This is a genomic window from Streptomyces sp. NPDC001709 (assembly GCF_053596375.1).
Map to the genome: position 1 here is coordinate 250,858 of NZ_JBSFGB010000002.1, position 23,036 is coordinate 273,893.

The 23,036-nt window shown below is 72.6% G+C and carries 19 protein-coding genes; 12 read left to right on the forward strand and 7 right to left on the reverse strand.

Annotated features, from left to right (window positions below):
* The first annotated feature begins 60 nt into the window (after positions 1-60).
* From ACWC0C_RS04030 to ACWC0C_RS04050, 5 genes are read left to right on the forward strand one after another with little or no spacing between them, the layout of a single operon-like run.
* Positions 61-1,101, forward strand: coding sequence for a phytanoyl-CoA dioxygenase family protein (locus ACWC0C_RS04030; RefSeq protein WP_450861401.1), 1,041 nt, complete (start codon positions 61-63; stop codon positions 1,099-1,101).
* Positions 1,098-2,387 (forward strand): DUF6271 family protein, encoded by a 1,290-nt coding sequence (locus ACWC0C_RS04035; RefSeq protein WP_450861402.1) that lies wholly within the window; start codon positions 1,098-1,100, stop codon positions 2,385-2,387. Before ACWC0C_RS04030 ends, ACWC0C_RS04035 begins: the two co-directional genes overlap by 4 nt.
* Complete coding sequence (locus tag ACWC0C_RS04040; RefSeq protein ID WP_450861404.1) at positions 2,384-3,652, forward strand: type III PLP-dependent enzyme; 1,269 nt, start codon at positions 2,384-2,386, stop codon at positions 3,650-3,652. Before ACWC0C_RS04035 ends, ACWC0C_RS04040 begins: the two co-directional genes overlap by 4 nt.
* 1 nt (position 3,653) lies before the next feature.
* Complete coding sequence (locus ACWC0C_RS04045; RefSeq protein WP_450861405.1) at positions 3,654-4,157, forward strand: GNAT family N-acetyltransferase; 504 nt, start codon at positions 3,654-3,656, stop codon at positions 4,155-4,157.
* Complete coding sequence (locus ACWC0C_RS04050) at positions 4,157-5,323, forward strand: MFS transporter (protein ID WP_450861407.1); 1,167 nt, start codon at positions 4,157-4,159, stop codon at positions 5,321-5,323. The genes ACWC0C_RS04045 and ACWC0C_RS04050 overlap by 1 nt, the downstream gene beginning before the upstream one ends.
* An 18-nt stretch (positions 5,324-5,341) precedes the next feature.
* Here the strand turns inward: ACWC0C_RS04050 and ACWC0C_RS04055 are convergent, their stop codons facing one another.
* The gene (locus ACWC0C_RS04055; protein ID WP_450861408.1) at positions 5,342-5,971 is read right to left on the reverse strand and encodes a TetR/AcrR family transcriptional regulator; all 630 of its coding nucleotides are present in this window, start codon (positions 5,969-5,971) and stop codon (positions 5,342-5,344) included.
* A gap of 138 nt (positions 5,972-6,109) precedes the next feature.
* Positions 6,110-10,138, reverse strand: a complete 4,029-nt coding sequence (locus ACWC0C_RS04060; protein WP_450861410.1) for a type I polyketide synthase — start codon at positions 10,136-10,138, stop codon at positions 6,110-6,112.
* A gap of 207 nt (positions 10,139-10,345) precedes the next feature.
* On the opposite strand from ACWC0C_RS04060, the gene ACWC0C_RS04065 reads away from it, so the two are divergent.
* Entirely contained in the window at positions 10,346-11,548 is a 1,203-nt protein-coding gene (locus tag ACWC0C_RS04065; RefSeq protein ID WP_450861412.1) for a hypothetical protein, read from the forward strand.
* A 134-nt stretch (positions 11,549-11,682) separates the two neighbouring features.
* The gene (locus tag ACWC0C_RS04070; RefSeq protein ID WP_449194808.1) at positions 11,683-12,522 is read left to right on the forward strand and encodes a zinc-binding dehydrogenase; all 840 of its coding nucleotides are present in this window, start codon (positions 11,683-11,685) and stop codon (positions 12,520-12,522) included.
* Between the two features lie 74 nt (positions 12,523-12,596).
* Here ACWC0C_RS04070 and ACWC0C_RS04075 read toward each other — a convergent pair whose 3' ends face one another.
* Positions 12,597-14,195 (reverse strand): FAD-dependent monooxygenase, encoded by a 1,599-nt coding sequence (locus ACWC0C_RS04075; protein WP_450861414.1) that lies wholly within the window; start codon positions 14,193-14,195, stop codon positions 12,597-12,599.
* 123 nt (positions 14,196-14,318) lie between these two features.
* Here ACWC0C_RS04075 and ACWC0C_RS04080 point away from each other — a divergent pair, with 123 nt between their 5' ends.
* From ACWC0C_RS04080 to ACWC0C_RS04100, 5 genes are all read left to right on the forward strand, one after another.
* Positions 14,319-15,869, forward strand: a complete 1,551-nt coding sequence (locus tag ACWC0C_RS04080) for an MFS transporter (protein ID WP_449194806.1) — start codon at positions 14,319-14,321, stop codon at positions 15,867-15,869.
* Positions 15,870-16,023: 154 nt separating this feature from the next.
* Entirely contained in the window at positions 16,024-17,091 is a 1,068-nt protein-coding gene (locus ACWC0C_RS04085) for an aldo/keto reductase (RefSeq protein WP_450861416.1), read from the forward strand.
* A gap of 163 nt (positions 17,092-17,254) precedes the next feature.
* Positions 17,255-18,331 (forward strand): ScbA/BarX family gamma-butyrolactone biosynthesis protein, encoded by a 1,077-nt coding sequence (locus ACWC0C_RS04090; protein WP_450861418.1) that lies wholly within the window; start codon positions 17,255-17,257, stop codon positions 18,329-18,331.
* A complete protein-coding gene (locus tag ACWC0C_RS04095) occupies positions 18,328-19,050 on the forward strand; it encodes an HAD family hydrolase (protein WP_449194803.1) in 723 nt (240 codons plus the stop codon). The genes ACWC0C_RS04090 and ACWC0C_RS04095 overlap by 4 nt, the downstream gene beginning before the upstream one ends.
* 84 nt (positions 19,051-19,134) lie before the next feature.
* On the forward strand, positions 19,135-20,169 hold the full coding sequence (locus ACWC0C_RS04100) for a 3-oxoacyl-ACP synthase III family protein (protein ID WP_450861420.1): 1,035 nt from the start codon (positions 19,135-19,137) through the stop codon (positions 20,167-20,169).
* Between the two features lie 280 nt (positions 20,170-20,449).
* Here ACWC0C_RS04100 and ACWC0C_RS04105 read toward each other — a convergent pair whose 3' ends face one another.
* The 4 genes from ACWC0C_RS04105 to ACWC0C_RS04120 form a co-directional block, all read right to left on the reverse strand.
* A complete protein-coding gene (locus tag ACWC0C_RS04105; protein WP_450861422.1) occupies positions 20,450-20,755 on the reverse strand; it encodes a putative quinol monooxygenase in 306 nt (101 codons plus the stop codon).
* 128 nt (positions 20,756-20,883) lie between these two features.
* Complete coding sequence (locus ACWC0C_RS04110; protein WP_449194800.1) at positions 20,884-21,333, reverse strand: MarR family winged helix-turn-helix transcriptional regulator; 450 nt, start codon at positions 21,331-21,333, stop codon at positions 20,884-20,886.
* Between the two features lie 46 nt (positions 21,334-21,379).
* On the reverse strand, positions 21,380-21,829 hold the full coding sequence (locus ACWC0C_RS04115) for a hypothetical protein (protein ID WP_449194799.1): 450 nt from the start codon (positions 21,827-21,829) through the stop codon (positions 21,380-21,382).
* Positions 21,830-21,835: 6 nt separating this feature from the next.
* A complete protein-coding gene (locus ACWC0C_RS04120; protein ID WP_449194798.1) occupies positions 21,836-22,870 on the reverse strand; it encodes an aldo/keto reductase in 1,035 nt (344 codons plus the stop codon).
* Positions 22,871-23,036: the final 166 nt, after the last annotated feature.

Sequence of the window (23,036 nt, forward strand, 5' to 3'; positions counted from 1 at the left end):
CCCGCTTGATCTTGCTCTTTTCCCGGATCCCAACCGCACCTTGTGTTCCAGAGGAATCGCATGCAAACGCCCCACCTCCACCCCCACCTCCACCGAGCCGCCTCCGCGCGCCCCTACTTCAGCGCCGACGGCGAGACCTACCTCACGCCCACCCCACTGCGCCACATCGAGAAGTCCCAGCCCCTCAGGGTGCTCTCGGAAGAGGACTTCGCCTTCTGGCAGACGTACGGCTATGTCGTCGTCCGCGAGGCCATCACCCCCGGCGAGGCCAAGCAACTCCTCGACTTCGCCTGGCAGTTCCAGGGCCTCGACCCGGACAAGCCCGACACCTGGTACGACGAGCCGGAGTTCCGCTCCGAACTCGACCGGCACCTCTTCATCTACGGGTTCGTCGAGGCCTACCACCACCAGCTCATCTGGGACAGCCGCCAGACCCGGCGGGTCCACGACGCGTTCGTGGACGTGTGGGACTGCGAGGAGCTGTGGGTCACCCTGGACCGGCTGGGCCTCAACCCGCCCAACATGCGCACCCGTTCGCGCTCCCTGATCGAGCCCACCGACGAGGGCTTCGACATCGAACTGCACTGGGACGTCGACACCACCCTCGCCGTGCTCCCGCAGCGCGTCCAGGGCATCATCGCCCTGGGCGACACCCGGCCCGAACTCGGCGGCTTCCAGTGCGCCCCGGAACTCTTCCGCCGCTTCGAGGAGTGGCGCGTGGCCCAGCCGGCCGGCCGCGACCCGGTCCGGCCCGGGACCGACCGCGCCGAGTTCCCCGTGGTCCGCCCCGACCTCCAGGCCGGCGACCTGCTCATCTTCAACGGGCTGCTGGCGCACGGCGTGGCACCGAACCTCTCTGACAACGCTGTCCGAGCCGTCCAGTACCTGTCGATGATGCCCGCCCTGGAGGAGCACACGGCGCTGCGCGACTCCCGGATCGAGTCCTGGCGCACCCTCGCGACCCCCACCTGGAACGCCACCCTCCTCGGCGACGCCCGCGAGCCGGAGGCCCACCGCTACGGGCCCGCCACACTCACCCCGCTCGGCAGAAGGCTGCTCGGACTGGACTCCTGGACCACCGCCGCGGAAGAGGCCCCGTGAACCGCATCTGCCTCTGCCTGCCCACCAACCGGCCCTGCTCCGCCACCATCACCGCCCTCGGCGCCGAGGCCGCCTACGCCGCCCGCCACTTCGACGCCGACGTCCAGCTGCTCGTCCTCGACTCCTCCGGCGACCGAACCCGCGCCGAGCACGCCCGGGCCGTAGCCGCCCTGCCCCCAGCACCCCACGTCACCGTCCACCACCTCGACGAGGACGCCCAGCGCGCCTTCCTGCGCCGGACCATCGACCGGGCCGGCCTGCCCGCCCCCGACCGCCTCCTGCGCCTGATGCTCCCGCCCGCCGTGTCCTACGGCGCCTGCACCAACCGCGCCTTCCTGCTGGCCGCCGCCCTCGGCTGCGACTCGCTGCACCGCAGGGACTCCGACAGCACCTACCAACTCCACGCCGGACAGCCGGTGTTCCCCGTCCACCACGAACTGCCCTGGCTGGGCAGGACCGCCGCCGAGGCCACGGCCGCCGGTCTGCGCACCGACCTCGACCGGACACGGCTGCGCCGCCCGGTGTCCCTCGCCGGAGCCTCCTTCATCGGTGAACTCTCCGTCGACATCGGGGAGATACGGCGGCTGGACGAGGGGATCTACCACGACGTCGTCGGCCTCTGGGCGCCCGGCGGCTGGCCGGAGGAGCGCAAACGGGAGCTGGTCGAGGAGTCCTTCACCGGCGCGGGCACGGCACCCTTCACCGGCGACCGGGCGACGCTCACCGTGGTCGATCCCATGCGCGTCGACATGTGCAACATCGCCTTCGACCGCGCGGTCTACGAACGGATCCCGCTGCCACCCGCCACCGACACCATCGGCAGCGACTACTTCCTCCTCCACGTGGTCCACGACGCCGGCCTCCCCGGCATCCTGCACAACCGCCACATCGAGAACTTCCACACCCCCGAACGCCGCACCGACACCGGCTTCCCGGCCTACCAGCGCCGGTTCGTGAAGTTCCTGCTGTCGATGCTCTACTTCCACGACGTCTACGACCGGATGGCCGCGGAAGGCGCGGGGCTCCTGGATGAGCGGGATCAGGTGCGGGCCGACCGGATCGTGGAGTTCCTGCGCGAGAGCACAGCCCTGGACCGCGCCGAGAACGTCTGGCGCCTGGACCGGATCGACACCGCGTATCGCAAGCTCGGCGGCCGGTACGCGACGTTTGCGGAGCAACTGACCTTAGGACGGGCGCGGTTGATGGACCAGGCGGAGCGGGACATGGCGGAGTTCGCTCACCTGATCGAGGCCTGGCCGGCACTGATCGAAGCAGCCCGCACATGAGCGCCCCACAGGGGCGCGGGGCCCTGTCTGATATGCGGCTACCGCCGCGCGGGCGCGATCAACCACGACGAAGCCGCAGCAGACCACTCGGCGAACCCCTCGCCCCCCAACTTGCCGCAGCCGAATCCGACCGCATCATCTACGACCTGACCGGCATAGAGCACCAATACGACACGCTTCTGGGCGAGCTGCCCGGCATCGACATCCGCTTCGCACTCAAGGCCTGCCCCGTGGACGAAGTCCTGCGCTGCCTGACCGCCAGAGGCACCGGGTTCGACGCGGCAAGCCCCGCCGAAATCACCCAGGCCCTCCACGCCGGCGCGCAGCCGAACCGCATCCACTACGGCAACACCATCAAGTCCGACCACGACATCTCCCAAGCCCACCGCCTAGGTGTCCGCACGTTCGCCACAGACAGCATCGAAGACGTCACCGCCATCGCCGCACACGCCCCAGGGGCACGGGTGTTCTGCCGCCTGGCCACCGGAGGTGACGGCGCCCTGTGGGGCCTGAACCGCAAGTTCGGCTGCGCCCCCGACCACGCCGTCCGGGTGCTGGCCACGGCCCGCGCGGCCGGTCTCACCCCGGCCGGCCTGTCCGTGCACGTCGGTTCCCAGCAGATGACCGGCGAGGGCTGGCAGCAGGCCCTCGACACCCTCGCCGGGACACTGACGGCGCTGGCCGGGCGGGGGATCGTACTCGACCACGTCAACCTCGGCGGCGGCCTGCCCGCGCTCGGCTACCAGGACCGCCACGGCAACCCCCTCGACCCGCCCCTGGACAAGATCTTCACCGTGCTCCGCGAGGGCATGGACCACCTGCGCGACCTCACCTCCTCGCCGCTCGACTTCGTCATGGAACCCGGCCGCCACCTGGTGGCCGACCACGGCGCCGTCCGCGCCCACGTCTCCCGCCTGACCCGGCGCCGGCAGCCGGACGGGACCGAGGCCCACTGGCTCTATCTGAGCTGCGGCAAGTTCAACGGACTTTATGAAATGGACCAGTTGACGCACCGGATGGTCTTCCCGGACCACCCCGGCACAGAGGAGTACATCCCCGCGATCGTCGCCGGCCCCACCTGTGACAGCGACGACGCCTACGGCGACGGGCGGCACCCGGTGCTGGTGCCGCGGTCCGTCACCTCCGGGGAGCCGGTCTGGATCCTGTCCGCCGGTGCCTACGCCACCAGCTACATGACCCAGGGGTTCAACGGCATCAGCCCGCTGCCGTGCGTCTGCGTACGCGGCCAGGAAGGACAGCACTGACATGACACACCTCATACGGGGCATCACCGAGGCCGACTGGCCCCAGGTCGTGGCCCTGGAGGCGGAGGCGTACGCGGACACCTCGCTCACGGAGGGCGAGGCCGCGCTGCGCTCCCGGGCCGCGGCGGGCACCTGCTTCGTCCTGGACCTCGACGGCCGGATCGCGGGCTACGTACTGGCCCTGCCCTACCCCAGATTCAGCTACCCCGACCTGTCCCGGCCCGACAAGACCCCCCACTGCTCCGCCAACCTGCACCTGCACGACCTCCTCGTCACCGCGCCCCTGCGGCGCAGAGGCCTCGGCACCCGTATGGCCCGCCACCTGACGGGCATGGCCCGCACCCGCGGTTTCCGGACCATGTCCCTGATCGCGGTCGCCGGCAAGGAACCCTTCTGGCGGGCCAACGGTTACCGCGCCCACCCCGAGGCGCGCCTCCCCGCCGCTTACGGCCCCCGCGCGGTGTACATGTCGGCGCAGCTCACCGCCGTACGGAAGGCGAGCTGATGGGCGCACCCTCGTTCCAGCGCGCCAAGTGGTCGATCGCCGCGCTCTTCTGCTTCCTCGGCTTCCAGTACGGCACCTGGGTCTCCCGCCTCCCCGCCCTGAAGACCCGGCTGGACCTGGGCGCCGGGGAGGTGGGCCTGCTGCTGATGGCCTGCGGGGCCGGTGCCGCGGCCTCCTTCCCGCTCGTCGCCGTCCTGATGCGCCGCCTCGGCTCGCGGCGCCTGTCCCAGGCCTCCGCCCTGTGCCTCGTCGCCGTACTGCCCGCCCTGTCCGCCGTACCGGACTACCCCCTCGCGCTCGCGGCCACCTGCGCCGACGGAATCGCGGTCGGCTGTCTCAACGTCGCCATGAACGCCCAGGGCGCGGCACTGGAGAAGACATACGACCGCACCGCCATGTCCCAGCTGCACGCCACGTTCAGCGCCGGCCTGCTCGCCGCCGCCCTGCTGACCTCCGGTGTGACCACCCTGACCGCGTCCGTCCCGGCGCACTTCACCGTCGCCGGGGCCCTGTTGCTGCTCCTGCCGGCCGGCGCCCGCTCCGGCCTGCTGACCCATACGGAACCGCAGGCCCCGGGCGAGCCGAAGCGGAACCGGCGCCTGACCCGCCCGTCCCGGCCGACCCTGCTGATGGGCTGCGCGATGGCCTTCGGCACGATCACCGAGGGCGCGATGAACGACTGGTCGACGCTCTATCTGAAGGACGTCGTCAGGGCGTCGGCGACGGTGGCGCCGCTGGGCATCGCGGTCGTCTCCGTGATGATGCTGCTGGCCCGGGTGTTCGCCGACGGCTGGCGCACCCGCTGGGGCGACGGGCGGGTGGTCCGGGCCGGCAGCGCGGTGGCCGCCGCCGGCCTGGCCCTCGCCCTGCCGGCCGGCGGGGTGGTCCCGACGCTCCTGGGCTTCGCCTGCGTCGGCCTCGGTGCGGCCGCCGTCACCCCCTGCGTGTACGTCGCGGCCGCAGGTCACGGCTCCGACGCCCTCGCGCTGGTCGCCGCGATGGGCACCACGGGCCTGCTGGCCGGGCCCGCCCTGATCGGCTTCGTCGCGAGCGCGACGAACCTGACCCTGGGCATGGCCACGATCGCCGTCTCGGCCCTCGTCGTCACCCTGGCCGCGACGTGGATTCCCTGGCGGGTCCGGGTGCCGGCGTCCGCCGCGGGCTGACCCGCCCCGGACCGGTCCTCAGCGCGCCGTCGTGTCCCCGGCCAGGACCCCTTCGAGAACCGTGGTGCACGCGGCGTGCAGTTCCGCCTCCAGGTCCATCCCGGCGTCCGGCTGTGCCCACCGGAAGAGCGCGCCGAGATAGACGTCGCGCAGGATGAATCCCACGAGCCGGGCGTCGACCGCGGGGCGGATCTCGCCGCGGTCCTGTCCGGCCTCCACGAAGGCGGCGAACGTGTCGCTCACATACGGCTGTTCGTGCAGCGGGAAGCCCGCCTTCACCCAGGCGGTCAGCAGCGCGCGCGTCTGGTCGGCGTCGCGCAGGCTGATGTCGGCGAGGATGCTCATACAGCGCAGCAGCGCATGGGCGGTGCTCTCCTCGCCGTCCGGCCTGAGGCCCTCGGCGGCGAGCCCGCCGTGCAGGAGCTCGCGGCGGGTCTCCCCCCAGGCCGCGATGACGTCCTCCTTGCGCTGGAAGTGGTTGAAGAACGTGCCACGCGCGACGTCCGCGGCCTCCGTGATCTCGTCGACCGTGGTCTGCTCGTAGCCCTGTCGCGTGAACAGCTCCAGTGCGGAGTCGTAGATGCGGCTGCGGATGCGCAGCTTGTTGCGTTCGCGGCGGCCCGGGGCCACCGACTGCCTCTCTGTCATGTTCGCTCCTGTCACCGGCGTGGCCCCCGTCGGGGAGGGCCGGCCAGGGCCCTCCGCTTTACATGTATCACGATCTATCAATGAGTCATAGTTCATGTTTCCATGGGGGCGGCCTCCGGGAGAGGCCGCCCCCACCGCTCAGCAGGCCGCCGCCAGCCCCTGCGCCAGCGCGTGCAGGGTGCTGTCGCCGAGCAGCCGGGCCAGGGGCATGTCCTGTCCCAGCTCGTCCCGGACGCGGCTGCGCACCTGCGCGGCCGACAGCGAGTCGACGCCGTAGTCGCACAGCCGCCGACGGGTGTCGATGCGTGCCGGACGGGTGCCGACCACCCCCGCGACGATCTCGACGAACCGGGTGGCCGCATCGGCGCGTCCGGAGTCCGCCTCGGTGCGCACGGGCTCCTCGGCGGGGGCCGGTACCGCGCGGAGTGCGCGGGTGGAGCCCGGCGCGGGCGGAGCCGCCGCACCGGTCCGGACCGGCGCCGCCCCGGTCACCCGCACCGCCCGGCGCAGCCGCTGCGCGAGCAGCCCGGGGAGCCGGGTCAGCTCGCCGGTCCCGACGGAACGCAGCGTCCGTACCGACCCGGCGACCAGCGCCTCGGCCGACCGGCGCAGCTCCCACAGCGGGCGCACGGTGGCCGGTCCGGCCGGTGCCGCGCCGAGGCGGCACAGCCGGATCCCCTGGAATTCGGCGAGCGGCCGCCCGTCCGGGTCCAGGACGACCACGTCGGCGCGCGCCGGGGCTCCGCCCCGCTCGGTCCGGAACGTGGCGTGCACCCAGCACTCCGGTGCGAGCGCGTCGCGGAACCGCGCCCGGTCCAGGCCGGTCACCCGGTATCCGGTGTGCGCCGGCACCGATCCGGGGATCGCGGCGAGCAGCGGCAGCAGGCAGGCCTCCCAGGCGGCGGGCCCGGAGATCACGGGGCGGTGCAGCTGCGCCACGGCCTCCCCGTCCCGGCGCCACAGGTGGCGTACGGCGACCAGCGCCGGACTCGGCTCGTAGCCGCGGGTGGCGAGCCCGGCCAGGAACTCGTCCCGGGTGCGGTGCGTACGGCAGCGGTCGAGCGCGGTGTCGAGCCGTTCCCGCCAGGCCGGGGCGGCCCCCGCCGTCGCCCCCGTCCCGGACTCCGTACGGTCCGCGCCGCTGCGCACGGTCGCCGTGAGGCAGAGCGTCCGCGCCGTCCCCGCACCGGCGTACACCTCGGCGGCGAGCGTCCCGCCCCGTGCCTCGGTGTGCACGCGCAGCGCCAGCTCCGCGTGTCCGGTGGGTATCTCGACCAGCTCGTCCGACAGGCGGACGTCCTCGATGGTGACGGCACCGGGATCCGTGGCGGCCGTAGCCGAGGCGACCGCCTCGTGCAGGACGGCCAGATGCACCGCGGGCGGCACGGGAGCCAGCCCGCCGATCCGCACGAACGCCTCGCGCAGGTCGGCGCGGACGTCGGTGGCGGACCGCAGGGGCGCCGGGGGCGGCGGGGCGAGGGGGCGCCGCAGCGGTTCGATGTCCCAGGGGCGGGCGGGCAGCGGGACCCGGCGGACCTCGCCGCGGAACCAGCGCTCCCAGTCGACCCGGCCGCCGTACGCGAAGAAGGCGCCGAGTGACCGGGCGAGCGTCAGGGGTCCGTCCGGGCGGCGGCGGTGCGTGGAGGCGACCACGGTGGGCGCACAGCCGGCTTCCCGCAGGGTGTCGCCGATCGCGCTCTGCAGCAGCGGGTGCGGGCTGATCTCCACGAAGACCGGCGTGTCCTCCTTGGCCAGGTGGCGTATCGCGTCGTGGAAGAGGACCGGCTCGCGCAGGTTGTCCATCCAGTACCGGGCGTCGAGCTCCGGGCCGGTCAGCAGGGCACCGGTCACGGTGGACAGGATCGGGACCTCTGCCTGACGGGGCGTCACATCGGCCAGTAACCGCAGGAGTTCCTCGCGCAGCGGTTCCATGGCGGGGGAGTGGGAGGCGACGTTGACCTGGACCAGGCGGTGGAAGACCTCGCGCCGCTCCAGCCGCGCGGCGATGCGCCGCAGGGCGTCGGTGTCACCGGCCAGGACGCAGGAGCGCGGCGCGTTCTCCGCGGCGACGCACACGGCGCCGCCGTCCTCCGCGATCGCGTCCCGGGCCTGCTGCGGGGAGAGTTCCACGGCCAGCATCGCGCCCCGGCCGGTGACGCTCTGCATCAGCGTGCTGCGACGGCAGATCACGGCCGCCGCGGCGGCCGGGGTGAGTCCGCCCGCGACGGCGGCCGCCGCGGTCTCGCCCATGCTGTGCCCGACGCAGACGTCCGGGTCGACGCCCATGTCGCGCCACAGGGCGGCGAGCGCGACCTGCATGGACCACAGCACCGGCTGCACGGTGGCGACATCGTCGGGGAAGTCGCCGGTGGCGCAGGCCAGCGTCCGCAGCACGGACCGGCCCGTCTCCGCTCGCACCAGCGCGTCGCACTCGGTCAGCGCCCGGGCGAAGGCGGGGCTCGCGGCCCGCAGGGAGCGTTCCATGCCGGTCCACTGGGAGCCCTGGCCGGGGAAGACGAAGGCCGTCGGGCGGGGGCCGCCGAAGCCGGCCTCGCCCATGCCGCCGTGGTCGGTCGGGCGGTCCTCGGCGAGCGCGCGCAGCACCTCGGCCAGTTCGTTGTGGTCGGCGCCGACGGCCCACAGCCGGTAGGGGTGGGCCTGCCGCTTCAGCGCCGCCGTGGCACACACGTCCCACAGCGGCAGGGTGCGCCCGGCGCCGTCCGCGCCGAGGAAGTCGGCGTGGTCCGCCGCCGTGCGCCGCAGCGCGGTGGGCGAGTGGGCGCTCAGCACCAGCAGGTGGGCGGGGCGGCCGGCGGGCAGCTCGGTCGGGCCGTGTGCCGTCACGGCGGGCGGCGCGGGCGCGGCGGCGACCACCACATGGGCGTTGGTGCCGGACAGGCCGAAGGAGCTCACCCCGGCCAGGGCGCGCTCACCACCGGTCTCCAGCCGCCGGTTGGCCGTCACCACCTCCACCGGGCAGTCGTCCTCGGTGAGCAGCGGCTGGGGGTCCCGCAGATGCAGGGAGGCAGGGACGAGCCCGTGGCGGACGACGAGGAGCGCCTTGATGAGACCGGCCACGCCCGCGGCCGCCTCGGTGTGCCCGATGTTGGACTTGACCGAACCGACGGGCAGCCGCCGGCGCACCGGCCCGTCCTCGCGCAGGACCTGGGTGAGCGCGCGCAGCTCGACGGTGTCCCCGACAGGGGTGCCGGTGCCGTGGGCCTCGACGTAGTGGAGCTGGGAGGCGCTCACGCCCGCCGACCGCAGGGCCTCGCGGAGCATGGCCGCCTGGCCGTCGACGGCCGGTTTGATCAGCGAGCCGCCGGCCCGGCCGTCGTTGGTGACGGAGCTGCCCAGCAGGACGCCGAGCACCGGGTCGCCGGCCTCCTCGGCGTCCCGCAGCCGCTTGAGGACCACGACGCCGACGCCTTCGCTGCGGACGAACCCGTCGGCGTCGCTGTCGCCGAACTTGCACCGGCCGTCCGGCGAGAGCATGCCGCCCTGCGAGAAGGCGACGGCGTCCCGCGGCGAGAGGATGATGTTCGCGCCGCCGGCGATGGCCAGATCGGTCTCGCCGGACAGCAGGCTCTGGCGCGCCATGTGGACCGCGGCCAGGGACGAGGAGCAGGCGGTGTCCACGGTCATGCTGGGACCGCGCAGGTCGAGGTCGTAGGAGATGCGTCCGGCGGCCATGGCGCGGAAGTGGCTCCCGGTGGCTTCGCGCAGGGTGTGCGCGGCCAGGCTGTCCTCACCGGCCGGCCGGCCCGCGTAGTCCGCCGTGGCCTGGCCGATGAAGACCCCGGCCGTGCTGCCCCGTATGTCGGGTGCGGGGATGCCCGCGGCGTCGAGGGCCTCCCGGACCACCATCAGCAGCAGCCGGTGCTGCGGGTCCATGGTGAGGGCCTCGGCCGGGGAGATGCCGAAGAAACCCGGGTCGAACCCGAACGGGTCCGGCACGAAGCCGCCGTGCCGGGAGACCGTACGACCGGGGGTGCGCGCGGCCGGGGCGTAGTGGGCTGAGACGTCGAAGCGTTCCGGTGGGATCGGCGTCACCGCGTCGACGTTGCCGACCAGTCCTGCCCAGAACTCCTCGATGTTCCGGGCCTGCGGAAAGCGGCACCCCATCCCTATGACGGCTATCGGCGTTTCCGTGCGCTCTGCACCCATCAAGAAATCCCCCTCGCGTGTGGGTGGTGAGTGTCACGTCCTTCTTGATCGATCGTAGTCTAAACATGTACTCAAGCTCAAGCATCTTCTAGGATGCATGAAATACGTGGTCTCCGATACAAAAAAAGACTCTAGACCAAATCAGGACTCTGGTTTAGTGTGGCGGTACGGCGGCTGCCGTACCTGAGCAAGGAGGGGTGAGCTCTGTTGGATCACCACACGCCGGGGGTCACAGCCGTGCGGGAGGCGGCGGACACGGACACGCTGGCCTTACTGCTCCGCCGCGCCGCACGGCTGCCGCACCTGGCATCCCGGTACGCCCCCTTTCTGGGCGAAGGGGCGGCGCCGGCGCTGACGGACCTGCCGGTGATGACACGGGAAGACCTCGCGCGGGCCACCGAGGAGGCGCTGAGCCGGCCGGACGGCGCGGGTCCGGCGCTGCTGTGGGCGGACGGGGGCACGCTAGCCGATCCGGCCCTGACCCTGCTGCCCGCGGACATGTTCGCGCCGGACGTGCGCACGGTGTGGAACCCGTTGCGTCCGGCCGACGTCCTGGCCAATCTCCATCCGCCGGGCCGCCTCAGCCAGGACCACTACTTCTGCAACCATCTCGCCGCGGAGTCCGGCGCGACCGCACTGGCCCTCGGCCGGCTGCCCGACGGGGGCCACGAGGACTGGCTGGACCTCCTCGCCAGGCTCGGCGTCACCGCGGTGGCGGCCCCGCCGGAGGCCATGCAGCGGCTGCTCTCCGGCACCGCGGCCGGTCGCCCGGTGCCCTGGCTGCGCACCCTGCTGCTGGGCGGGGCGACCCACGACACCACTCCGGACTGGCTGATCGCCGAGCGTTTCCCGTACACGGAGGTCTGGCGCCTGTACGGGACACCGAGCACCGGGGCGATCGGCCACCGCGGCCCGCAGTGTCTGCTGGACGTCTACCACCCGCTCCCGCATCAGCACGTGGAGTTCGCCGACGGACGGCTGCTGGTGACCTCGATGCACCCGGCCCGCAACCCGCCGCTGATCCGTTACCGGACCCCGGACCGCGGCGAGCCGGCCACCTGCACCTGCGGGCTGCCGGGCCCGGCCCTGCGGGTCTTCGGGAGTGCGGCGCCGTACGCCCGCCTCAACGGCCGGGCCGTGTCCGCCCAGGAGCTGGTCTGCCTGGCGGTGGCCACGGGAGAGGTCACCGCCGCGCAGGTCGCGGTGGGCCGGGAGGAACGGCTGCAGCTGCGCGTTCGGTTGGCGCCCGGCGTCCCCGACGACCACCACACCCACGCCTGGATCAGGTTCCGGGTGCTGGAGGGCCATCTGACGCTGGCCGCGTGCGTCGACGAACGGCCGGACGCGTTCGAGGTGGTGGCGGTGGAGGAACTCGACGGCACCGCCGTGCTGGTCACCGAGGACGCGTGAGCCGGCGTACCGCCGTAAGACCCCCTGCGGGAACCCACGCACGACCCACGCACCACCCACGCAGGACTCATCGCAGGACTCATTGCAGAACTCACGCAGAACTCATGCAGGACTCATGCAGGAAAGGACCCTTCATGACCGAGCAGTTCACGTTCCGGCAGACCCTCGCGGCCCAGAGCGCCGCCACGCCGCAGGCCGACGACGAGATCCTCGTCGCGGTGCGGGCGGTGGCCCCGGAACACGACGAGATGATCAAGGCGGAGCCGCTGCCCGAGGGCTGGCTGCGGGGATGGGACGTCGCCGGGGTGGTGCTGCGCGGCGCCCCCGAGGGCTTCAGCCCGCTGCCCGGTGACCGGATCGTGGGCGTGGCGTCGGCCGGCACGTGGTCGCCGTGCATGGCGATCCCGTCCGAGTACGCCGTGGTCCTGCCCGACCACGTCAGCTTCGAGCAGGCGGCCGCGCTGCGGGTCGCGGTGCTGACCGCGCTGCGCCTGGTCCGGGGCGCCGGGACCGTCTCCGGCCGCAGGGTCATGGTGACCGGGGCCGACCGCGGTATCGGCCGCCTGCTGGTGGAGCTGGCCGCCGCGCTGGGCGCCGAGGTGACCGGCGTGGTCCACGACCCGGCGCGCGGTGCCGAGGTGGCGGAGCTGGGCGCGAGCCGGGTGCTGGACGACCTGGACGGTGTCACCGACACCTTCGACGTGCTCTACGAGGCCGCCTCCGGTGACCTGATGGCGGCGGGCCGGGGGCTGCTCGTGCCGGGCGGCTCGGTCTTCCTGTACGAGTCCTTCGCCGCGCACGGTGCCGACATCGGCTTCTTCCGCTTCTTCGGCGGTCCCGAGCAGGCCGGTCTGCGCCACTTCGTCTTCCGCACGGCCACCCCCGAGGACCTCGAACTGGCCCAGGTTCTCGACCTGCTGACGACGGGTGAGATCTCGCTGGGCCTCGGGGAGCCGGCCGAGCAGGTCGCCTGACCGGCGGGCCGTCCGGAGACGAGGAAGGGGGGTGCGGCCCGCGGGCCGCACCCCCTTCCCGCTGTTCCGGCGGGTCAGCGGGCGCCGAGCCACTCGGTCAGCTCGGAGCGCAGCCGCCCCAGGTCACCCTGGTGACCGTGGGCGGCGATATGGCCGTCGGGCCGCACCAGGTAGTAGCCCTGTGCACCGCAGCCCGTGGAGATCCGCGCGGAGACGGCGGCCAGCGACACGGTCGCCACCTCGGGCCAGGGCGCCGTCACCCCGGCCACCTGCTCGCCCCAGGTCGTGCCGGCGTCGCGGCCGACGACGGCCAGCGTCCAGTCGTGCGGCCGTTCGGCGGGGCCCGCGAAGCCGTGCGGAACGGCCAGTTCACGGGGGAAGACCGCGCCCACGGTCAGGCCCCCGGGCAGCCGGGAGCGCAGCCGGCAGGCGGAGCGGGAGCCGGGGACCTGGGTGGGGCGGGTCGCGGGGTAGGACAGCCGGCGGCCCGCCATCACGGGCGCGTACAGCCGGAACAGCCCGGTGCGCCCGGCGGCCCGGAAGGCCGCGTCCCGTGCCACCACCGCCGAGGGCCGGCGCACCAGCCAGCCGCGCGTCTGGATGTCGGTGTCCCGCACGACGCGCCGCGCCACCGCCGAGCGTTCCGGCCCGTAGGTCGCGAGCAGGGAGGACGGTGCCTGACCCCGGATCACCGCGGCCAGCTTCCAGGCGAGGTTGTGGGCGTCCTGCATCCCGGTGTTGAGCCCCTGACCGCCCGCGGGGCTGTGCACATGGGCGGCGTCCCCGGCGATGAAGACCCGGCCGAGCTGGAACTCGCCTGCGTGCCGGGCGTGGATGCGGAACTCCGACACCCACACGGGCTCGGTGATCCTGACGCCCCGGGGACCGCGCTCGTCGACGATCCGCTGCATGTTCTCCACGCTGACCCGTTCCCCGGGGGGCAGGCTGCAGAAGAACCGGAAGACCCCGTCCGGCAGCGCCACGACCACCAGGGCGCCGGAGGGGGACTGGTAGTACAGCGCCTGATCGGCCGGGAGCCGGCCCTTGATCCGGGCGTCGACGAGGGCGAAGGCGCTCTCGTAGGTGGATCCGGTGAATCCGCTGCCCAGTTGGGCGCGTACGGCGCTGCCGGCGCCGTCGGCCCCGACGAGGAAGGGCACCCGGGCGCGCTCGACACGGCCGTCGGAGTGCTCCAGCACGGCGGTCACCGGCTCGGTGCCGTCGATGCGGCCGGAGAAGTCCAGGCCTTCCAGGGTGAGCAGGCGGACCCCGCGCTCGACCTTGCCGCCCAGCTGCTCCAGCCGGGCGCGCAGGATGCGTTCCGTCTCGTTCTGCGGCAGGCAGACGGGGCTGAGGTGCTGGGGGAAGTGGAAAGCGGCCAGCCGACGGCGCTCGGAGAAGTAGCTGAAGGCGTTGATCTGGATGCCGGCGTCGCGCAGTTCCGGCAGGACCCCGAGGTCCTCGAAGAGGTCGATGCTGCGCGACCAGACCAGCAGCGCCTTGGGGAAGGGCGAGGGTTCGGGGGCGCGGTCGACGACGCGGACCCGTATCCCGCGCCGCAGCAGTTCGCAGGCCGTGATCATCCCGGTGGGCCCGGCGCCCACGATCAGCACCTCGTCCTGCTCGTACGCCGGCTTCTCCGGTTCCCTGCTCCCCGGTTCCCTGCTCGTCATGGTTCCTCCGTTGTCATGTTGGCGATGAATCTCAGATTGACGATGACCATCAGACGTCTTACAGTCCTCCTGTATCTTATAGCCGTACGCGGCGGACGAGAAGAAGCCGAGGAAAGAGGGGACATGACCACGCAGACCGAGACCCGGCCTCTGGTGCCGGAGAGTCGGGACGGCACGGGCTCGAGCGTCGTGATGATCGCGGTCGCCCTGGCCAGCGTGCTGCTCCCGCTGGCGGTCACCGCACCAGCGGTGGCCATGCCCGACCTCACCGTCGACCTCGACGCCGGTGTCGCGGCGGGGCAGTGGGTGCAGAACGCCTACGGTGTGACCTTCGCGGCGTGCATGCTGGCGGCCGGCTCGCTGGCCGACCAGTTCGGCCGGCGCCGTGTCCTGGCCGTCGGCACGATCGTGTTCAGCGCCATGTCGGCCGTGGCGGCACTCTCCACGGACATCGTCGTCCTGGACATCGCCCGGGCCCTGCAGGGCATCGGCGCCGCCGGAGTCCTCACCAGCGGCGCGGCCATCCTGGCGGCCTCGTTCTCCGGCCGGCGGCGCACCCAGGCCTTCGGCGTCCTCGGCGCCTCCTTCGGCGCCGGTCTCGCGGTGGGGCCGGTGCTCGGCGGCGCCCTGGTCCACCTGGCGGGCTGGCGCGCGGTGTTCTGGCTGAACGTGGTGCTCGGCGCCGTGGCCCTCGCCCTGATGTCCCGGATCAGGGAATCCAGGGACCCGAACGCCACCCGCGTCGACGTGGCCGGACTCATCACCTTCAGCGGCAGCCTGTTCCTGCTCGCGCTCGCCTTCGTGGAGGGCGGCGAGCGCGGCTGGGGGGACCCGGTCACCCTGGGCTCGCTGGCCGGCTTCCTCCTGTTCATGGCCGCGTTCGTCGTGGTCGAACAGCGCGTCGCCCGGCCCATGTTCGACCTGTCGCTGTTCCGCAACCCGACGTTCGTGGTGGTGGTGTGCCAGCCGTTCACCATCACCTTCGGCTTCGTCGTGCTGATCAACTTCCTGCCGCCCTTCTTCACGGGCGTCGGCGGCCGGTCCAGCACCGAGTCGGGCCTCCTGCTGCTGCCCCTGATGCTGCCCGTCTTCGCGCTGCCCCTGCTGATCGGCCGGCTGGTCGCCGACCGCGTCTCGCCGCGGGTGCTGCTCACGGCCAGCTCCGTGCTGATCGCCATCGGCTCGCTCTGGCTGGTCGTCCTCGAACCCGGGCAGTCCCCGGCCGCCGTGGTGGGCCCGCTGCTCGTCTTCGGCCTGGGCGTCGGCTCGGCCTTCGGCGCCATGGACAACGCCGCGGTCAGCGTCGTACCCGTGGAACGGGCCGGCATGGCCTCCGGCATCTTCAACACGATGCGCATCACCGGTGAGACGGTCGCCATCGCCGCCGGCGGCGGCTTCCTGGCCTCCTACACGCGCGGCGAACTGACGGACCGTGCCCCGCAGTTCACCGGGCAGGCCGCCCGCCTGGCCGGCGAGGCCACCCAGGGCCGCATCGACTCCGCGCTGTCCGCCGTCGCACCCGCCCGGCGCCCGGAGGCACTCGACGCGGTCGCCCGCAGCCTGACCTCGGGCATGCACGTGGCCTTCGTCTTCCTGGCGGTGCTCGCGGCGGCCGGCGCGCTCGTCACCTACCTGGTCGTCAAGGACCGCCACCTCGCGGACGCGACGGGCTGACCAGTCGCCACCGCCCCCTCAAGCCGGGAGCGTCCGGTAACCCCCCGTCCCGGGCGCTCCCTCCCCGGGCCCTCGGGCCCCGCACACCACCCGCGCCGCGGACAGCGCCGTCCGCGCGATCGCACCACCCGCAATCAACCGAAAGCAGGAGAGAATGCGTTACCGCTACCTGGGCGACACCGGACTGTCCGTCTCCGAGCTGTGCTTCGGCGCCATGACCTTCGGCGGCGGCGCCAGCTTCCTCGGCGCCGCCGACCGCAACTGGTCGGAGTTCGGCACCGTCGACGACCAGAACGTGGCGCGGATGATGGACCAGGCCCTGGACGCCGGCATCAACTTCTTCGACACCGCCGACGTCTACAAGAACGGCATGGGCGAGGAGTTCTTCGGCCGCACGCTGAAGAACGTTCGCGACCGCGTCATCATCGGCACCAAGGGCCGCTGGCGGATCACCGACGACCCCAACGACATCGGCGCCACCCGCCACCACCTGTACGCGGCCGTCGAGGCGAGCCTGCGCCGCCTGGACACCGACTACATCGACCTGTACCACATCCACGGCTTCGACCCGCGCACCTCGCTGGACGAGACCCTGCGCGTCCTCGACGACCTGGTCCGGGCCGGCAAGATCCGCTACATCGGCGTCTCCAACTTCGCCGGCTGGCAGCTGATGAAGGCGCTGTCGGTCTCCGACCGCCGCAACCTCAGCCGCTTCGTGTGCTACCAGGGCTACTACAACATCGGCTGCCGCGACCTCGAGCGCGAGATCGTCCCGCTCGCCGTCGACCAGAACGTCGGCATCACCGCCTGGTCGCCGCTGGCCGGCGGCTTCCTCACCGGCAAGTACCGCCGGGGCGAGGGCCGTCCCGACGGCAGCCGGCTCGCGCAGCGCACCCCCGCCGAGTCCGCTCCGCTCACCGACGAGAACCAGGCCTACGACATCGTCGACGAGATGGCGCGGATAGCCGAGGAGCGCGGTGCGAGCGTCGCCCAGGTCGCCCTGAACTGGGTGCTCGCCAAGCCGGCCATCACCTCCGCGGTCGTCGGCGCCACCAAGCCGCACCAGCTCCAGGACAACCTCCAGGCGATGGAGTGGGCCCTCACCGAGGACGAGCTGGCCCGCTTGGACAAGGTCAGCGAGACCACCGCGCCGTACCCGTACTGGCACATCGGCACCGTCGGCGCGGACCGCAAGCTCCCGGGCGACGTGTACCCGGCCTGACGCGCGCAGCGGTCCCATCCGGCGAGTACCGCGCACCCGGCACCACCGCGGAGGGACGACTCGTGCAGTCGTCCCTCCGCCCGCGTGGTGCCGCCCCGAAGCCCGCAACGACCAGCACGACACAGAGCAGGAAGCACCATCCGCGACAGAAAGACAGGAATCCATGACGACTGCCCCCGACATAGCGACCCAGGGCATGCCGGCCCTGGACTACACCCGCACCGTGGACCGCTCGCTGGTCCACCGGGACGCCCTGGGCGAGGTGTTCCTCACCGACCTGCAGCCCGTCGATGACGAGCACTACGCGGCCGCAGCCCAACTGCCCCGCTCCCACGCCTACTACGGCGACCACCTGCTGCGCCCCGCCGGCTACGACCCGCTGCTCATCCTGGAGACGTGCCGCCAGGCCGCGCTCGCCGGCGCCCACCGGTTCTTCGGGGTGCCCGCCGACAACAAGTTCATCCTCACGCACCTGAGCCTGCGGCTGGACCACCCGGCCACGCTCGTCGTGGGGGCCTCCCCGCTCTCCCTGGCGATGGCGGTGCGGATCACCAGCCGCAAGGAGCGCGAAGGACGGGTCACCGGTCTCGACTACGTGCTCGCGCTGACCACCGCCGACGGCCGTGCCGTGGGCGAGGCCGCCGTCGGGCTGCGCTTCAAGACCCCCACCGGATATCTCACCCTGCGGCTGAACAACCGGGACGGACTGGCGCTGCCGTCCTCCGCGACGTACCCCGTCAGCACGCCGGGGACGCCGGTGCCGCCGCACCTGGTCGGCCGCGCCAACCCGGACAACGTCGTCCTCGTGGACGCCGCCGTCACCGACCGCGTGGCCCAGGCGCTGCTGCGCATCCCCGCGCACCACGCCAGTCTGTTCGACCACCCGCAGGACCATCTGCCCGGCATGGTCATCGCCGAGGGCGCCCGCCAGCTGGCCCTGCTCGCCGCCCAGGACGTCCAGGGCATCGCCACGGCGAAGACGCTCGTCACCGATCTGGACGTGCGGTTCACCCGGTTCGGCGAGCTGGAGGACGAAACCGTGCTCACCGCCTGGGTCGACGACCTCGCCGAGCCGGCGCCGACCGCCGGCTCCGTGACCCTCTACACCCTGGCCGGCGCACTGCCGGCCGAGCGGGAACCGGCAACGGCGGGCCCCTTGCACACCGTGCGGGTCGAGGCCACCCAGAAGGGCGAGCCGCTGTGTGTCTTCTCCTTCGCGCTCAGCCGGATGCCGTCGTGACCGGCCGGACAGGTCCGGGAGGACCGACCACGACCACGACCGAGGCGACCCGGACGGCCGTGTTCTCCGACGTGGACGAGACGCTCATCCGCGTCAAGAGCATGTTCCGCTTCCTGGAGTTCCACCTGCGCTCGCGCGGCGAGCCGGAGAGCACGTACCAGAAGCTGGCGGGCGAGCTGCAGGCCGCGGCCCTGCGGGGGGCGCCGCGCAGCGAGGTCAACCGCCGCTACTACGGCTTCTACCGCGGGGAGAGCGCCCGCGCTCTCGCCGAGACGGGACGGCGCTGGTACCTCGCCGAATGGCGTGACAACCCCGACGGGCTGTTCGTGCCGCCGGTGGAGGAGGAACTCCGGCGCCTGCACAAGGAGGGACAGCTGCTCGTGCTGGTCTCCGGGTCCTTCTTCGCCTGTCTCGATCCGGTCGCCGAGGACGTCGGCGCGGACCATGTGCTGGCCACCCGCCCGGTGATCCGGCGCGGGGACCTCACCGGCGAGGTGCTGCTGCCGCTGATCGGCGCCGCCAAGGGCCGGGCCGTGCGCGTCGCGGGCGCCGTGGCGGGCGTCGATCTGGCGCGCAGCTCCGCGTACGGCGATCACATCAGCGACGTGCCCATGCTGGAGGCCGTCGGCCGTCCGGTGGTCGTCGGCGACGACGGGGAACTGGCCGCCCACGCGCGCAGGAACGGCTGGGCGCGGCTGCTCACGGGCGCGCCGCGGTGAGGGCCGCCGCGGCTGTCGGGGGCGGCATCCGGGCACACCGGCGGGCCGCACTCGGCGGGCCGTCATGACAGGGGAGGGAATCTGATGACACACATCGGGATCGTGGCGACCGGCTCGTACCTGCCCACGACGGTCGTCACCAACGAGGAGATCGCCCGCGGCGCGGGCGTGACGGACGAGTGGATCGTCCGCAAGACCGGCATACGCGAGCGGCGCCGGGCCGACGACCGGGACGCCACCTCGGACCTGGCGGCACGCGCCGCACGGGCCGCGCTCGAACAGGCCGGGGTCGGCGCGGACGAGGTCGCGTACATCGTGCTCGCCACGTCCACACCGGACCACCCGCAGCCGGCCACCGCGAGCATCGTCCAGCACCTGATCGGCGCGGAGAACGCCGCCGCGTTCGACATCAACGCGGTGTGCAGCGGCTTCGTGTACGCCCTCGCGGTCGCCGAGCGGCTGCTGCGCACGGCCGGTGACGGCCGCTACGCGCTCGTCGTCGGCGCCGACATCTACTCGCGGATCCTGGACTATTCCGACCGCAAGACCGCCATCCTCTTCGGCGACGGCGCCGGAGCCGTCCTGCTGGGCGCGGTGCCGGACCACTCCGGGATCCGCGACACCCTGCTGCTCACCCGTGGCGACCAGTACCGGCTGATCAGCGTGCCGGCCGGGGGCAGCCGGATGCCGGCCGACGAACGCACCCTGCGGGAGGGCGGGCACTTCTTCCGGATGGACGGCCGTGGTGTCCGGTCGTTCGTGCAGGAGCACCTGCCCGGTGCGCTGCACGAGCTGCTGGCCCGGGCCGGGGTGCGCCGTGAGGAGGTGGCCCACTTCGTGCCGCACCAGGCCAACGGCGTGATGCTGGGCGAGGTGTGGCCGGAGATCGGGCTGCCGGCGGCGACCATGCACCTGGCGCTGGAACGGTTCGGCAACACCGGCTCGGCCTCCGTGCCCGTGACGCTCGACCTCGCGCACCGGCAGGGCGCTTTCGGTGACGGCGACACGGTGCTGATGGCCGGCTTCGGCGGCGGGATGACCGTGGGCGCGGTGCTCGCCCACTGGGGACCCACCACCCATGCCCGACGGGCGGAGTCCGCACTGGCGGCCGCACGGTGAGCGCCTGGACGGCACATCGGCGGGCGGGACTGCGGCAGGCGGCCGAACTGTCCCTGCAGCAACGGCTGCTGGGTGCCGCTCCCGGTGCGGCGGCCCCGCCACGGGCTGCCGTTCGGCATCCTGCACGACTGCTCCTCCCGAATCCTCAGCTCTATTACAATGATAAGGGATCTTATAGTCACAAGGAAGGGTAAAGAGAGGGCAGCGCCGGGTAAGTTCCGGACAGATGGATGAAGGGGCGGCGGGCCAGGCCCGCCGCCCCTTCGTCGTGCCGCGCGTATCAGCCGGCCGCGGGGTCCGGCACCCGGGTGCCGCGCACCAGCCAGGTCGGGCCCTCGGCCCAGTCGCCCACGGCCGCGAAGAACCGGGCGAAGTGCTCGCCGGCGCAGTGCGCCTCGAAGGCCGTCTCGTCGTCGTAGGCCTCGTACAGGTAGAAGCGGTCCGGGTCCTCGGCGTCGGCGATCAGGTCGAACGCCCGGGTGCCCGGTTCGTCGGCGAGCGAGCGGCGGCCGTCCTCCAGTGCGGCGGCGACGAACTCCGCCCGGCGCTCGGCCGGAACGGTGAAGGACACGGCAACGGTGTACATGAAACTCCTTCGGGACCGTGAGGGTCCGGCCGGCGGGCTTGCGTGCGCACGGCCGGTGAAACGAAACGCCCCGGGCAGGGCCCGGGGCGTTTCGCGAGGGTGGAGGGGGTGTGCCGGGACGGCGCGCGTCACTTCTTCGCGCTGTCCGGCTTCCACCCCGACAACTGCTCGGAACAGCGCTGGAGCTGGGCGAAGAAGAGCCGGGCCTCCTCCGGCGTGAAGCAGTCGTCCAGGAGCGTCTCCACCTGGGCGACCGCGGCGTCGGCCCGCCGCAGCAGGGCGCTCCCGCTGCGGGTCAGGCGCGCCTCGAGGATGTGGCTGTGGATGGGATGCGGCCGCCGCTCCACGAGGCCGCGCCCTTCCAGGGTCGACAGCACCGACGACATGGTCTGCGGTGTGACCATGCCGCGCCGGGCCAGAGCCGCACCGGACAGGCCCGGCTCCAGCGACAGGGCGAGCAGTACGTTGTACTGCGGCACATTGATCTTGAAGGGGCGCAGCGCCGCATGCTTGGCGGCGGTCACTTCCTGCTCCACGCGCTTGATGCGGTGCCCGATACGCTCTTCTGCCGTCCCCATGGGGGACAGCATAGTCGCAGGTTCCTGATGGGGATACGGCATCTGCTCACCATTCTGCCTCAGATGCCCGAGCGGCCGGATCCCCCGACGGCCGACGCCAGGCGAAACAAAGATCCTCGCCGGAATCCGGGCGCGCCACGACCAGGCGCAGGGCGAAGGCCAGCGCCTCCTGGACGAGGGCGCGCCGCAGGGCCCGGTCGTACTCGTGCTCCCACTGGTGCACGGCGTGTTCGAGCGACACCGGCACCCGGTTGTGGCTCGGGTACCCGAGCCGGTCCAGGAGCCGCTGGGCCTTCGCCATCCGCGCCAGGGTCCCCGGGGTCCACATCCGTGCCAGCACCGCCCGGCCCACCTGCCCTTCCAGGGCGTCCGCGGGAACGGGCGGACGACAGAGGGCCGGACAGCGGTACCCGGGGGACGGCGCCGGCACGTGGCGCAGCGGTTCACCGCAGCCGGCGCACCAGACCATCCCGTCCAGGACGGCGGGCTCCGGCATCCCCGGTCACCCCTGGTTCCGCCGGCGCAGTGCCGGGTCCGCCAGGTGCGGCGGGGTGTAGTCGGCGTCGGCCGGGTTGAGATCGGTGCCGGGCGGCACCAGTTCGTCGATACGGTCCAGCACGGAGCCGTCCAGGGTCACGTCCGCCGCGGCCAGCAGGTCGGTGAGCTGCTCGACGGTCCGCGGGCCGATGATCGCGCTGTCGACGGCCCGGTGCGCGAGGACGAAGCCCAGCGCGAGATGGGTCAGCGGCAGCCCGGCCTCCTCGGCGAGCTTGACCAGCTCCTCGACGACCTCGTACTTGCGGACGTTGCCCGGAAGCGTCTGGTCGAACTTGTGGGCGATCAGGTCCCGGCGGAAGTCGTTGAGGACCAGCGGCGCCTCCCGCCGGTACCGGCCGGCCAGCCAGCCGCTGGCCAGCGGGCTCCAGGTCAGCACGCCCACACCGTGGCGCTCGGCGGTGGGCAGCACGCCCCGCTCGATGCCGCGCATGAAGATCGAGTACGGCGGCTGTTCCGTGTGGAAGGGCACGTGGCCGCGCCGCTCGGCGATCCACCGCGACTCCACGAGCTGTTCGGCAGGGAAGTCGGAACTGCCGATGGCGAGGACCTTGCCCTCGCGGACCAGGTCGGACAGGACGGACAGCGTCTCGTCCAGATCGGTCGTCGGGTCCGGCCGGTGGATCTGGTAGAGGTCGATCCGGTCGGTGTCCAGGCGCCGCAGGCTGTCCTCGACCGCGCGCCGGATCCAACGGCGGGAGTTTCCGCGCCGGTTGGGGTCGTCGCCCATCGGGAAGTGCACCTTGGTCGCGAGTACCACGTCGTCCCGACGGCCCTTCAGGGCCCTGCCCACGATCTGCTCGGACTCGCCCGCCGAGTACATGTCCGCCGTGTCGACGAAGTTGACACCGGCGTCCAGCGCGGTGTGCACGAGGCGTACGGCGTCGTCGTGGTCCTTGTTGCCCCACGCTCCGAGCATCATCGTGCCCAGAGCGACGCGGCTGACCGTGATGCCCGTCCGCCCGAGGGTGGTGTAGCGCACGGAGGTTCCTTTCGTCAGATGTGCGTTCCTCTCCATCCTGCGTGCCGTGCGGCACGTTTCCAGGCCCGGTGTGTCCTGCCTTCACGCCGTCCGGCGGACCCGCTTTCCGGGGGTTCCGCCTTCCTGGTACCGGCGGTACCAGGCAAGGGGTACGATACGCGATAGG